This window comes from Endozoicomonas sp. ONNA1 (assembly GCF_024606325.1).
In the GTDB taxonomy this organism is placed as follows: Bacteria; Pseudomonadota; Gammaproteobacteria; order Pseudomonadales; family Endozoicomonadaceae; genus Endozoicomonas_A.
The window spans coordinates 1-13208 of the sequence record NZ_JAHHPN010000616.1 but is presented as its reverse complement, the minus strand read 5'-3'; the positions used below and the strand labels follow the sequence as shown (position 1 = coordinate 13208).

General features: G+C 49.6%; 11 protein-coding genes. 9 read left to right on the top strand and 2 right to left on the bottom strand.

Translation table 11 applies throughout. The features are described from left to right. Window positions 1-4: 4 nt before the first annotated feature. Window positions 5-433 (bottom strand): Rrf2 family transcriptional regulator, encoded by a 429-nt coding sequence (locus KDK19_RS14365; RefSeq protein WP_257281260.1) that lies wholly within the window; start codon window positions 431-433, stop codon window positions 5-7. Window positions 434-528: 95 nt separating this feature from the next. Between KDK19_RS14365 and hmpA the strand changes: the two genes are divergently transcribed. From hmpA to KDK19_RS14325, 8 genes are all read left to right on the top strand, one after another. Continuing rightward, a complete protein-coding gene (gene hmpA / locus KDK19_RS14360) occupies window positions 529-1731 on the top strand; it encodes an NO-inducible flavohemoprotein (RefSeq protein ID WP_257292230.1) in 1203 nt (400 codons plus the stop codon). A 165-nt stretch (window positions 1732-1896) separates the two neighbouring features. Continuing rightward, window positions 1897-3618 (top strand): hypothetical protein, encoded by a 1722-nt coding sequence (locus KDK19_RS14355; RefSeq protein WP_257281258.1) that lies wholly within the window; start codon window positions 1897-1899, stop codon window positions 3616-3618. Window positions 3619-3759: 141 nt separating this feature from the next. Continuing rightward, a complete protein-coding gene (locus KDK19_RS14350; RefSeq protein ID WP_257292229.1) occupies window positions 3760-5325 on the top strand; it encodes a hypothetical protein in 1566 nt (521 codons plus the stop codon). Window positions 5326-5534: 209 nt separating this feature from the next. Beyond that, window positions 5535-6857 (top strand): hypothetical protein, encoded by a 1323-nt coding sequence (locus KDK19_RS14345; protein WP_257292228.1) that lies wholly within the window; start codon window positions 5535-5537, stop codon window positions 6855-6857. 53 nt (window positions 6858-6910) lie between these two features. Then, on the top strand, window positions 6911-8284 hold the full coding sequence (radA, locus tag KDK19_RS14340) for a DNA repair protein RadA (protein WP_257292227.1): 1374 nt from the start codon (window positions 6911-6913) through the stop codon (window positions 8282-8284). A gap of 65 nt (window positions 8285-8349) precedes the next feature. Beyond that, the gene (thiE, locus tag KDK19_RS14335; RefSeq protein WP_257281254.1) at window positions 8350-8973 is read left to right on the top strand and encodes a thiamine phosphate synthase; all 624 of its coding nucleotides are present in this window, start codon (window positions 8350-8352) and stop codon (window positions 8971-8973) included. A gap of 3 nt (window positions 8974-8976) precedes the next feature. After that, entirely contained in the window at window positions 8977-10272 is a 1296-nt protein-coding gene (hemL, locus tag KDK19_RS14330) for a glutamate-1-semialdehyde 2,1-aminomutase (protein WP_257281252.1), read from the top strand. Window positions 10273-10382: 110 nt separating this feature from the next. Continuing rightward, window positions 10383-11030 (top strand): hypothetical protein, encoded by a 648-nt coding sequence (locus KDK19_RS14325; protein WP_257281251.1) that lies wholly within the window; start codon window positions 10383-10385, stop codon window positions 11028-11030. A gap of 69 nt (window positions 11031-11099) precedes the next feature. Here the strand turns inward: KDK19_RS14325 and KDK19_RS14320 are convergent, their stop codons facing one another. Next, complete coding sequence (locus tag KDK19_RS14320) at window positions 11100-11411, bottom strand: DUF1820 family protein (RefSeq protein ID WP_257281250.1); 312 nt, start codon at window positions 11409-11411, stop codon at window positions 11100-11102. 318 nt (window positions 11412-11729) lie between these two features. On the opposite strand from KDK19_RS14320, the gene KDK19_RS14315 reads away from it, so the two are divergent. Next, window positions 11730-13208: VCBS domain-containing protein (locus KDK19_RS14315; protein ID WP_257292226.1), on the top strand; the 1479-nt coding region annotated here is incomplete at its 3' end.

Sequence of the window (13208 nt, the reverse complement as noted above, 5' to 3'; positions counted from 1 at the left end):
GTGCTCAACCCACTGCCAACAGCTCTGACAACTCATGACGATTTCCAATCAGATCAGCAAGCGTGTAACCATCCAGAACCGCCATGAATGCAGCCATGGCATCAGCTAAAACCCTTTTTAAACGACAAACATCTGATATACGACACGCTGGCTCATCACAGTCCACCAATACCAGGGTGGATTCCATCATTCTCACCAACACCCCCAGGTTGATATCTTCAGCAGAACGTCCCATCCGGAAACCACCACCTTTACCACGGATTGTTGACAGATAGCCTTCCTGACCCAGCCGCTGGACAATCTTCATGACATGATTTCGCGAGAGATCATACACCTCTGTCACTTCCTGAATTGAGATCAACCGGAGCCTTGGCTGTAAAGCCGAGTAGATCAGGATTCTCAGCGCATAATCGGTTTGTTTGGTCAATTTCATGGGGGCTATAGACTTTTTTTAAAGATGCATCTAGGATGCACCTAATAAAGATGCATTACAAATACATCTTTTAAAGGACCCATTTGGAGCTCCCCATGAACCTGAGTGAAAAGACCATCTGCATCGTCAAAGCCACTGCCCCAGTTATGGCTGAATGTGGCGAAGCGATTACCCGCCACTTTTATCAGCGTCTGTTCAGCCATCATCCTGAACTGCTGAATATTTTCAACGCTTCCCACCAGAAGACAGGGCGTCAACAAGCCGCTCTGGCAGCGGCTGTCTATGGCTACGCTGCCCACATTGATAACCCGGGAGCACTGAGTAACGCCATACAACGTATTGCCCACAAGCATGCCAGCTTTAATGTCAACCCCGAACACTACCCTATCGTAGGTGAACACCTGCTGGCAGCAGTGGCCCATGTTCTGGGTGATGCTGCAACGGGCGAGATTCTTGAAGCCTGGGGAGAGGCGTATCACTTCCTGGCCAATATCTTTATCGAAATGGAAGAAAGTATTTATCAGGAAAGTGAGGGTCAAAAAGGTGGCTGGCGCGGTACCCGCACATTCAGAGTGACCCGAAAAGTGAAAGAGAGTGATCTGATCACTTCCTTCTACTCTGAGCCAGTGGACGGAAAACCCGTCGCCGACTTTAAACCGGGACAATACATCGGCCTGTACATAACCCCGGAAAACAGCGTTCACCGTTGTATCCGCCAGTACAGCCTGTCCGATGCGAGTAATGGCAAAAGCTATAGAATTTCGGTAAAACGCGAAGGAAGTGGAGATATTCAAGGCCATATTTCTAACTACCTGCACGACCATGTAAAAGAAGGTGATGCAGTAGAACTGAGCCCTCCGGCCGGAGACTTTTTTCTGGATACCCGCAATCAAAGCCCGGTCGTTCTGCTCAGCGGCGGTGTCGGTGTCACACCGCTACTCAGTATGTTGAATACCCTGACAGCCTCAAATATTTCAGAACCTGTTCGTTTTGTTCACAGTGCAATAAACGGCAGTGTTCATGCTTTTTTTGATCATGTAAGCACTCTGGCAGAGCAACGTGACAATATTGAACAGATTGTTTTCTATGATCAGCCTGAGGAAGGTGATCAGAACTATGATCATGCTGGCCGTACTGACCTGAACCTGATTCGTGAACAGATAGAAATACCGGGGGCTCACTACTACTTTTGTGGTCCGTTGGGCTACATGAACATGGTCAACGAGACACTCCTGGGCTGGGGTGTGCCACCAGCAAACATTCACTATGAGGTATTTGGTCCTCACAAGAACATCTGACCTTTGCTGGAGAGAGCTAAATGCGCTCTCCTCCTGACGCTTTTTTGTCAGTTCCCCCACCTGCTTATAGTTATGGGTTACCAAGGCTGATTTCTGACACTTATATGGCTTCCTCTTTTGTTGCTAGATTCTTGATAGAGAAGCATTAAAACAGGGAAGTAAGCGATGACTCCAGGTCTTTATGAACAGGTTCGAGATCTTACTCTGGATCAAAAAAAGTTTTCACCGGGTACCAAGGTTGGACTCAACAGCGAATACGAATTGGTGGAAGTGGTAACCAGCTATAAAGACTGGATTGTCACCCACCCAGCCCCAGTACGCCTCAGAAACCTTCTTGGCTCACTGATTCAATCAGCTCACAATGTGAATCAGCACCTCAACCTCAGTGATCGTTGTGCCTCAACGCTTGAAGCAAAGGTAGCGGGAGAACTGCACTTCTCGATACTGACCGGACAGGTCGCAGAGTTCCTGAAAACCCCCGCCTGTCAGATCATACGCACCAGAGAGCAGCTAAATAAAGCACTGCAAGCTTCTGTCCGGGCCAAAAAGCCCGAGAAGAATCTTCAGGACAAGCTGAAAAAAGCAATGCATGAAAGCTTTTCAAGATTCTATGACTTTATGGACACCAGTGATCTTAACCAGCTTGTCGGATTCTATAGAGCAGCACTGCTTGAATGGCTGGACGAATTCCGTCATCAATGCGCCTGTCAGGGCGACCTGAACAATGTGTATCAGGCCACCCGGAACAGTGTTGATGTGTTCACCAGAAACCTTATCACTGAGATACCGCCTTCTAATGCGGGGGCTGTTGATTATGGTGCAGAAGCTGTGTGGCATGGGTGGGGTGAAAATGCCGAATCACTGCGTGAAATGGATGGCTGGTTACAGGCAGCCCAAGCTGAAGATCTGGAAAAGCTGCTAACAAAAATCCGTCAGGATAAAGACCTTGGTGAGAGGTTTCTGAAAGTCAGGGAGCCTGAACTCAGATCCCGTCTGGCAAAACGCCCTGACGCCGTTGCCAGAAATCTGCTGGGCATGAAACTTTCTCTGGATGATCATCTTCTATGCACTCTAAAGCGGCAGCGCAAGAAACAAGATCCCCTTTATCAAATCTTAGTCTCTGTCGCCATGCAACAAAGCGCCGAGATTATCCCCCGACTGCCACAGAATGATCCTGACATGTTGGGCCTTAGTCTTTATTTGAAATACCCGAAAGTGCTGGCTCGATGTAAGTCGACTCTGGTGCATCAACTCATTTTTCTGATTCAACTCAGCCCGGAAATGGAAGAGCAGCATATTGCCGTGGCTGCTCAACACTATCTGAGGCATCATGAAGGTTTGATGATGGTTCAGTCACCGATTTTTTACAAAGCCGCCCGAGATACACTACTGCTATCTGACTTTACTCTGACAGAGTCCATTACCCTGGCGTTTATCAAACAGTATCCAAAAGCTGCTCTGGACATTGAGCCAGCTCTTTTTAAACAATTACTTACTCACCCTGAACTGGTCGACTTCTGGCCTGTGTTTATCACAGAAAATGCGACCCGGCTCAGTGTTGAAAACTGGCAACAGCTCTTTTCTGGAAATCTTCCCGGATTTCATAAATTGATTACCCGACAAATTTCTGCAACACCGCCACTGGTTTGCCGATTCCCCAACGCTTTCACCGCTCAGTTAAAGAGCTTCTTGAAAAACAACCCGGATGTCTTAAGCAAAGTGCTGAAATTACCCAGACAAGTGGAGAATGCTGGTTACAGAACGTTGATAGCCATCGCCAAATCACTCTCTTTTGAAGTTGACATCCTCCCCGACGTCAAACCCGACCCGGGGAGCCTGACATCAGGCAGGCCAACGCTGCTTAATGACCAGACTCAACAACATTAAAAATTGAAAACAGGAGAAAATAGTTTACCTCCTCAATAAGTAAAATATATGAATGTCCTTTTTATTGTTTTCTTGATCTAACAACTTTCTGGTCTAGCCTTTTCATTTCAAAAAAACGAAATAGTTATTAAGGATAAACTCTTGAAAGAAGCATTTTCTGCGGCACTGCTGTTCTTGCTAGTGTCATTGTCCATTATCTGTTGCGCCGAGCCGGGCGACAGCGCCCTGAGCGCCAAACCTTATTCGATACCGGTCGAAGCATTTGTCGCCGTTGGCATGGTATTGAAAAACTATTGGAACCCCAATTCATTGCTGTTCAACCCGACGAATCAACCGGGGGCCAGTCAGGATCATCCGTTTGCCATCACCACTATGGTACTTCCCGGACCGGGTCAACAAAAGAATGACCAGCAAAGCCAGGCATCAGCATCGTCCGGTCAGCAGGCCTCAGGAACAACCAGCCGCCTTAAAAGATTTTTCGCCAAGTTCCTGCCTAACCGCAGCGACGGTGATGGAAACCCCGAACAACACCAACATACTTACGGTTTAAATTGTTACGCCGATTCCTGCAATGGCGTTTGTCGATTCCGACCACCCTCCGATAGCGAAAGGCTAGATGAAGCAGATGAGACAGATGACACAGATGAAAAGTGCATTATATGTTTTGAACCCCTTCAAAAAGAGATGACTGTGGTTCTTCACTGTTGTTCGATTAAAATTAGCACAAAGTGTTTAAGGAGATTAGCGCCAACGAGAGGCTGCCCACTTTGCAGAAGAGATCTGCGTTCATTATTACAACCAGAGGATTTTCCAGTAAGCGCAGAGGCACAGCAGGACTTATCAGATTCTTATAACGAGCCCCCGGGTGCCACTGCCTCACAAACAGCCTCCTTCGTTATCCCTCCTGACTACGTTGAAGGCCTTGAACAACACCAACATACTGTCGGTTTAGATGGTTACGTCGATTCTGCTAATACCGCTTGTCGATTCCAAACACCATCCGATAGCGAAAGGCTGGCTGAAGCAGATGAAGCAGGCGAGGAGTGCCCTATATGTTTTAGCCCGCTTAAAAAAGAGACGACTGTTGCTGTTCCCTGTTGTTCAAAAAAAATTGACTCAGACTGTTTAAGAAGATTGCCAACGAGTAGCTGCCCATTTTGCAGAGCAGATTTGTTTTTTCTGGCTGAAACACCGGATTTTTCTCTAAGTGAAGCACGTGAGACTTGCCCTATATGCCTTGAAATGCTTGGCGATGATACGATTGTTACTCCCTGTTGTTCGCAAAGAATGGACAGATATTGTCTACTGAACGCTTTAGTATGTTCGGGATGCTGCCCGCTGTGCAGAACAGGCATTTCTTCAGTATTACAATCATTAGGTTTTGCAACAGGCGCAGAGGCACGGCCGAGCTTAACAGTTTCTTTTAGCGAGCCCCAAGGTGACATTCTCTCACAAACGGTCTCTTCCGATATGACTGCGAGGGCAAGCGTGCTGGTCTGTGACGTGCCCGTATTCCGCGGTCGCTGCCTGAAGTCCTTTAAAAATTCCCGAGCCCTGTTGCATCACAAAGCAAAAATACACGACGGGCACTCGATCTGTGATGAAATAGTGATCGGGCAGGATGGCCAGCAGCGACTATGTGGGGCGATCTGCAAAAATCGCCCAGCCCTGATAGCTCACAAAAAGGGATACCACGGACGGCGATGAACCTGTGATGTGACCGTGCCCGGGTGACTGCCAGCCCGGTCACTGATCTGACACCCGTCCTCTCAGGAAATTATGTCCGGCGCACACTTTGATTTTTAACTGAGTTTTCTAATTGAAGTTCTTTGATAGAGGTTCTTTAACAGAAGGTCTTTTAAAGAAACATCCACTGATCTTGTCATTGGTCTACTCTGCACGTACAGAAAAGATGTATGTACGTAATGATGGAAAAAACACTTTCTACGATGTTTCTTTTTCTGCTGCTCCCGTTGTCTGTGATTTGCCAGGCCGAAATTGTGACAAGACGTTTTGTTGTCGAGCTGTTACAGAATCAGGATACAGCTTCTCCGGACCAGGTCTTTTCTACAAAGCGTGACCTGAATACATTGTCAGGCAGCTCATTAGACATCGACAACACAAACGACTTTACAGGCCCTGATTTTCCGGCTGATGACAATCTACATGGATTTAATGGTTACGGATTAGCAACAACCTTTATTAAGTCGATTTCGTGGCAATTGCTTTATGCCACTCCCCTGCTGGTTGCTTACGAACTGGCTCTGACCACCCATGAAGCCCCCCCGGGCTCCAAACCTTATTCGTGGCTACCTGGAGAAGCATTGATTGCCGTTGGCTGGCTTTTGAAAAGCTATTGGAACCCCAATTCATTGCTGTTTAGCCCGATGGATCAACCGGAGGGAAGTCAGGATCATCCGTTTGCGATCACCACTTCGGGGCTCAGCGAACAGGGTGAACAAGATAATGGTCCACCAAACCAGCCACCTGCATCATCCGATCAGCAGGCTTCAGGAACAACCACACAGTCTACAGGTTTTTTCACCAACCCTCTAAATTACGGCTCTGACGACGGTAACGAAGACCCTCAACAACAGCAGCATACTTTTGCTTTAAACTGTTTCGTCCATCCCTGTCATGGCGTTTGTCGATTCCGACCACCCTCCGCTAGCGGAGGGCTGGATGAAGCAGATGAGGAGTGCCCTATATGCACTGAAATGTTTAGAAATGGGATTGTTACTCCCTGTTGTTCGAAGAGAATTGACACGCATTGTTTACGAAGGGCGTTTCTTAGCACTCCGGGATCGTCAACGAAAACCTGCCCATTTTGCAGGGAAGACCTGTCTTGGTTAGCACAATCACCGGCCTTTTCAGTAAGCGAAGAGGCACAGCAGGGCTTGGCAGATCCTTTTCACGAGCCCCCAGGTAACAGCTCTTCACAAACGGACCCTTTCGTTTTTGCTAGCGGGCAAAGAATCTGTGAGGCGCCCATAATGGGCGAGGATGGTCAGATTCGGCCATGCGGGGTGCTCTGCCCAAGTGCTAAAGACCTGAGCTATCACAATTTCATAATGCACACCAAACAACGAATCTGTGGAGAAACAGCAACCGGCGTGAATGGCTGGGAGCGGCAATGCAAAAGGGTCTTCAGGAATTCAAAAGCCCTGGCGAAACACAAAGCAAAATACCACAGAGAGCGACGAGCCAGTGACGTGAGATCGCAATATGAGAACCTCTGAGTTGGAGCCAACGCAACAACAGGCTACCATAGAGTTTTGTCTGAAAGGTTCTGATGGCCAAAGCAAAATCCAGAAAAGCCTACGTCTGCACCGAGTGCGGCAGTGAGTCCTCAAAGTGGCAGGGGCAATGCCCGGATTGTAAAGCCTGGAATACGTTCAAAGAAGTCAACCTGGGCCCTGCGGCTTCCCCTTCTATCGGTGCTACTAATAAATCCGGCTTTGCAGGCACACTCAGCGGCCTTCAAACCCTCAGTGATGTGGATGTTGCTGAAGCGCCCAGATTCAGCAGCGGCACGTCAGAGTTTGACCGGGTACTGGGTGGTGGGTTTGTCAAAGGCAGTGCCGTCCTGATTGGTGGCCATCCGGGGGCTGGCAAGAGCACCATTTTGCTCCAGGTATTGTGCCATGTCGCCGAGAGCATGAATGCCCTCTATGTTTCCGGTGAGGAATCGCTGCAACAGATTGCAGCCCGGGCCAAGCGCCTCGACCTGCCTACTGATCGCCTGAGGATGCTGGCAGAGACTTCAGCCGAGAACATTGTCGCTGTCGCCGAACAGGAGAAGCCGGGTGTTATAGTGATTGACTCTATCCAGGTGATGTATATGAATGGCGTGGATGCTGCTCCCGGAGGCGTCGCCCAGGTCAGGGAGTCCGCTGCCTTCCTTACCCGCTTTGCCAAGCAGACGGGCACTGTCTTGTTGTTGGTCGGTCATGTAACCAAGGATAATTCTCTGGCAGGCCCCATGACCCTGTCCCATATTATTGATACCCAGATCATGCTTGGAAATACCGATGATTCACGCTTCAGGGTTATGCGGGCTACCAAGAACCGATTTGGTCAGGTGAATGAGCTGGGCATTTTTGCCATGACGGAAAGGGGAATGAAAGAAGTCAAAAACCCTTCGGCCATTTTCCTGTCCCGGGCACCCGAGCCAACCTCAGGCAGCATTATCAATGTTCTGTGGGAAGGTACTCGCCCTCTGTTGGTGGAAATTCAGGCCCTGGTTGTGGACTCGCAACTAGGAAATCCGAGACGTGTAACCGTAGGACTGGATCAAAACAGGCTGGCCATGCTGCTGGCAATACTGACTCGACACGGTGGCATTTTTACCAGTGATCAGGACGTTTTTCTCAACGTGGTCGGGGGTGTTAAAGTCACGGAAACCAGTGCCGATCTGGCCGGTTTGCTGGCGGTTGTTTCCAGTCTGCGCGACAGTGCCCTACCCCAGGATCTTTTTGCCTTTGGGGAAGTGGGCCTTGCCGGTGAGATCAGGCCTGTTGCCAACGGCCAGGAACGCCTGACAGAAGCGGCCAAACATGGCTTCAGAAGAGCCATTGTCCCGGCGGCAAACGCTCCCAGAAAACCCATTGAAGGGTTAACCGTCGTCGGTGTGCACAAATTGTCTGAGGCACTGGAGGCTATCTGAATTATTCGGGTCAACATTGATCCTGTTATACTTTGCGACGAAAATGTTTGAAATCAGGTTAGAAGATGCTCAAAGGTCTATACGGTGTAACCGACAGCCAGCTTCTCCCCGACGATCGTATTCTGATGGAAGCGGTTGAACAGGCTTTGATGGGAGGCATGAAAGTACTTCAGTACCGAGACAAGAGTCTGGATCGTGAAAAGAGGCTCCGTCAGGCCAGCACACTGCGAGTACTCTGCCACAATTACGGTGCGCTGTTTATTATCAATGATGACATTGAACTGGCTGCCGAATCGGAAGCAGATGGCGTACACTTGGGACAACAGGATGAATCCGTAGACTCCGCCCGGAAAAGGCTTGGGGATTACGCTATTATCGGTGTCAGCTGCGAAGGCTCTCTCGATCTGGCTCACACGGCTGTTGAGGAGGGCGCCAATTACATTGCCTTCGGACGTTTTTTCCCCTCACGCACCAAGCCAGACGCCAAACCTGCTGAGCTGTCACTTTTGCCATCTGCCAAAGAGGTCTTTAAAGTCCCTGTTGTAGCTATTGGAGGAATTACCGTGGATAATGCCCCGCAGCTTATTGAAGCGGGTACTGATATGGTGGCAGTGGTTCATAATCTCTTTGCTTCCGCGGATATCCGGACTCGTGCCCGCAGTTTTACTGAATTGTTTAATCAGGAATAGATCATGTCCCTTCCCCATGAGCGCTCCAGCACTCTGTTTACTGAAGCCCAGGCTGTCATTCCGGGGGGTGTGAACTCACCGGTCAGAGCGTTCAAAGGTGTGGGTGGCGAGCCAATCTTCTTCAAAAGCGCCAAAGGGGCCTATGTGCAGGATGTTGATGGCAACCACCTGATTGATTACGTGGGCTCTTGGGGTCCGATGATTCTCGGACATAACCATCCGGATGTTGTCAGCGCCGTTCGCGATCAGTCACTGGATGGACTGAGCTTTGGTGCGCCCACGGCCCTGGAGACCGAACTGGCTTTGAAAGTTCGCGAAATCTTTCCCTCCATGGAACTGCTCAGAATGGTCAACTCAGGCACCGAGGCCACCATGAGTGCTATTCGTCTGGCCCGGGGCTTTACCGGCCGGGACAAGATTGTGAAGTTTGAAGGCAACTACCATGGTCACTCTGACTCACTGCTGGTAAAGGCTGGCTCTGGCGCACTGACTCTGGGGGTTCCAAGCTCTCCTGGCGTCCCTGAAGCGCTGGCAGAAAGTACTATTACTCTGACGTACAACGACCTGAATTCTGTTAAACAGGCCTTTGCAGAAGTAGGCAGTGAAGTCGCCTGCATTATCGTTGAGCCAGTGGCCGGCAACATGAACTGTATTCCCCCCGTCAAAGGTTTTCTTGAAGGTCTGAGAGCAGTGTGCGATGAGCACGGTGCCCTTCTGATCTTTGACGAAGTCATGACCGGATTCCGTGTTGCCCTTGGTGGCGCCCAGGCTCACTATGACGTTAGGCCGGACCTGACAACACTGGGTAAAATCATCGGTGGCGGTCTGCCGGTTGGTGCGTTTGGTGGCCGAAAAAAGGTCATGGAGCACCTGGCTCCGCTGGGGCCGGTTTATCAGGCCGGGACCCTCTCTGGTAACCCGTTGGCTATGGCCGCAGGTCTGGCGACACTGAGAAACCTGAGCCGTCCCGGCTTCCATGCAGAACTCACTGAAAAAGCAACCAGCTTACTGACAGGCCTCAGGGAAAAAGCTTCAGAACACGGTATTGCCCTGCACACCTCTCAAGTCGGAGGCATGTTCGGTTTATTCTTCACTGACCAGCCCAGCGTCAACCGCTTTGACCAGGTCATGGCCTGCGATGGAGCGCTCTACGGTCGCTTCTTTCATGCCATGCTGGATGAGGGAATCTATCTGGCTCCTTCTGCGTTCGAAGCCGGTTTTATATCCGAAGCCCACGGTGATCCGGAGATTCAGAAAACCATTGAGGCAGCGGGCCGCGCTTTCAGAAACTGTCAATAAGGTAATCAATTGACCGTGAAAAATAGTTTGCTGCGTCGTGTTTCATGCATGCTTTATTCATGTTTTGGGATGACGCAAAGTAGTTTTCTTCGCTCACGGCTGTTTTCACTATGAGTTCACTGGCTCTTTCGGATGCGGTGCTGGCCGCTGCCAGCACCTTTGCGGTCTTCCTGCTTTGTCAGCAACAGGCATTTGCCGAGATTCACAGAACGGCGACCAAGGGTGCTCTTCTGGGGTTCCTCCTGGTCGCTCTTGCCTCGGCAGCAGGCACCCTGAAGTATGGGTTTTCAGAGATCTGGACCGGCGCCTATCTCTTTCTGAATAATGCTGCCACTTACCTCTCTCCCCCTCTGGTCGGTACGGCGATCGCTCTGCTTCTGTCTAACAGGGAATGGAGTAAACCGGCCTGGGGAAGGATGATCATCGGGCTCTGTCTGGCTTATGAAATAACCCGCTGGTACGGAATTGAAACACTCTACAGGGATGCCCTGCTGGCTGTCAGTCTGCTCATAGCCCTGTACAGTGTCCTCAGAGCCCAGATAGAACCCGGCCCCAAAGGTCTGCTGCTCATTGCCTTCACCAGTTTTTTTATTGGCGGTCTGGTCATTGGCAATCAGGGTACCTTGGGAGGATACCTCAGGCTTAACCTGTTCCGCTATATGATTGCCCTGGGAAGTCTCCTGCTGTCAACCGGTTTGTTTATGCTATTGAAAAACCAGAACCGGACTTTCGAACAGGCAGACACACATCAGGAATGAACAACCACTTTCGCCTGACGGACCAGAAGGTGGCGGGCGCAACCAACGCGTGGGTGCAAACCCTGAGGCTCACGCTGGAGGCAAAGGGAATAGTCTGACGTTATTGCCCTTGGCTTCAGACACCTTGGCTGCCCCTTCTTTTTCAACTTCGTCAATACGGATAATAGACGACAGAGGAATATAACTCCGCTTCACGCCTTCGAAAGTGCTCTTGAGTTTCTCTTCACTGGGGTCGACCAACAACTGGCTGCGCTCACCAAAGGCAAACTCTTCAACTTCAATAAACCCCCAGAGTTCACTCTGGAAAATCTGCCGGGCATAAACTTCAAAGACTTCAGATTCGTTCTGAAAAATAACGCGAAAAACCTGAGATTTCGACATTGACTCCAAACACCTGTGACGCCGGAAAACCTTAATGAAAAACGTTCATTTCCAGAGGCAACCAGGGACTGGTTCTAACGCCTATGGTGTTTTCGGGCATGTAATAACAAAAGGCGGCTAGCATAACACAGACTGGTCGGCCATGAGCCAAAAACAGGGAGTTCATTGGACTTTAGTAATTTTTCAATATCTAAACTATATTTCACGATGGGCTGGTTATGAACATGGTTTAGATTCGGTATGTTTACGGTACGGCAAGTTTCGGGCCCGGTCTTCTTTTTAGCTAATTCTGGTGAACTTAAGCCTCTTGAGTCAGGCATGTCGATTTCTGAAAACGCGCTAATTTCCAGCCCCAATGGACATTATGTCATTCTTCAGGGGGATTCAGGATCCCCAATCTCTGTTTCAGTGAAAGACCTTCAGTCTCTGGCCAGTATCTTGTTGAATAATGCTGCTGACTCTGAGGGAGACAATACCTATTCAGCTAGTGATTTATCTGAAGACAGCCTGAATGAAGCAGTAAAGGAAACTAAAACTGTTGTAGCCCACAAGGTCTTGCATTTTATTAAATTTGAAGATGGGCATCATAAGCCAGCGGCTGTTGTAGAACGCGACAACCTTGAAGTAGATGTCTCAAAAGGGCAAGCAATTGCCGGAGACTGGCCTACACACGACTACAGTGGTGTTTTAAATACAGATTCAGGGTCAGCTTCGCCATTTGATGAGAAATCTGTTTCAAGTTCACTAAATGGGATCGCTGCTCCGCAAGTGACAGAAGCAACATCAGAGTTATCAGGGAGGGTTGCTTCGAACGATTTACCCCTGACGATTGTCGGTAGTTTTGTTAATCAGGTATACGAAGATTCGCAGATCAGTGCTCACGGGCAATTTGATTTAAAGGGTGGGGAAGGCACTTTTCCCAGACAAACTTATCAGGGGAAATATGGTGTTCTGACTATTGAGGCAAATGGCGTATGGGGCTATACGCTGGATAACAGCGCATCCAATGTTCAGGGGCTTAAGGACGGACAGCGTGTATCTGAGCATTTTGTCGTATATGCTCAAAATGCAGATGGCGTTGATTTCTCCCATGCTTTTACTGTTAATGTTCAGGGTACTAACGATCTGCCAGTGGTAAATGGCGGGCATGTTGGCAAATCAATTGAAGGTGCCAGCCAGCCGACCACTGGAAGAATGACCTCCACCGATGTTGATGCGGGCGACACTGCAACCTACTCCACCACGGTGAAAGTGCCAGGGTTTACGTTAAGTGCCGATGGCACCTATTCTTTCGATCCGACCCATCCGGCCTACAATGGTCTTGCTCAAGGCGACACGCAAAGAATCGTGATCCCGGTCACGGTGACTGACGGTAGTGGCGGTTCTGATACTAAAGCTTTAGTGATGACAGTCAGCGGTACTAACGACGCCCCTGTGCTTGATCAGATACAGACGCAAAGTGCTACTGAATATGGTCGTCAACTGAAGGGCCAGATTACTTCACAAGACCCGGACGCCCACGCAACAGCCACATACTCAATCGCTTCTCCGGTTGGTGGCTTTGCGCTCAACCGTGATGGTCATTATATCTTCGATCCGGGCCACACCGCGTATCAACACCTTGCCGCCGGTCAGGATAAAACAGTGACTATCCCCATTACGGTCACTGATCAACACGGAGCCACCGACACGCAAAATCTGGTGATTATCGTACATGGTCAATCCCGTTCGGCAGTGATCATCGGAACAGACTCCGGTAGCGTCACTGAGGACGCTTCATTACAAGTCACTGGTAGC

Bases quoted from the DNA above. Each gene is read 5' to 3' on its own strand.
- hmpA (WP_257292230.1), top strand. From the start codon at position 529: ATGAACCTGAGTGAAAAGACCATCTGCATCGTCAAAGCCACTGCCCCA.
- thiE (WP_257281254.1), top strand. From the start codon at position 8,350: ATGCTCAAAGGTCTATACGGTGTAACCGACAGCCAGCTTCTCCCCGAC.
- KDK19_RS14325 (WP_257281251.1), top strand. From the start codon at position 10,383: ATGAGTTCACTGGCTCTTTCGGATGCGGTGCTGGCCGCTGCCAGCACC.
- KDK19_RS14320 (WP_257281250.1), bottom strand. From the start codon at position 11,411: ATGTCGAAATCTCAGGTTTTTCGCGTTATTTTTCAGAACGAATCTGAA.
- KDK19_RS14365 (WP_257281260.1), bottom strand. From the start codon at position 433: ATGAAATTGACCAAACAAACCGATTATGCGCTGAGAATCCTGATCTAC.
- radA (WP_257292227.1), top strand. From the start codon at position 6,911: ATGGCCAAAGCAAAATCCAGAAAAGCCTACGTCTGCACCGAGTGCGGC.
- hemL (WP_257281252.1), top strand. From the start codon at position 8,977: ATGTCCCTTCCCCATGAGCGCTCCAGCACTCTGTTTACTGAAGCCCAG.
- KDK19_RS14355 (WP_257281258.1), top strand. From the start codon at position 1,897: ATGACTCCAGGTCTTTATGAACAGGTTCGAGATCTTACTCTGGATCAA.
- KDK19_RS14345 (WP_257292228.1), top strand. From the start codon at position 5,535: ATGTACGTAATGATGGAAAAAACACTTTCTACGATGTTTCTTTTTCTG.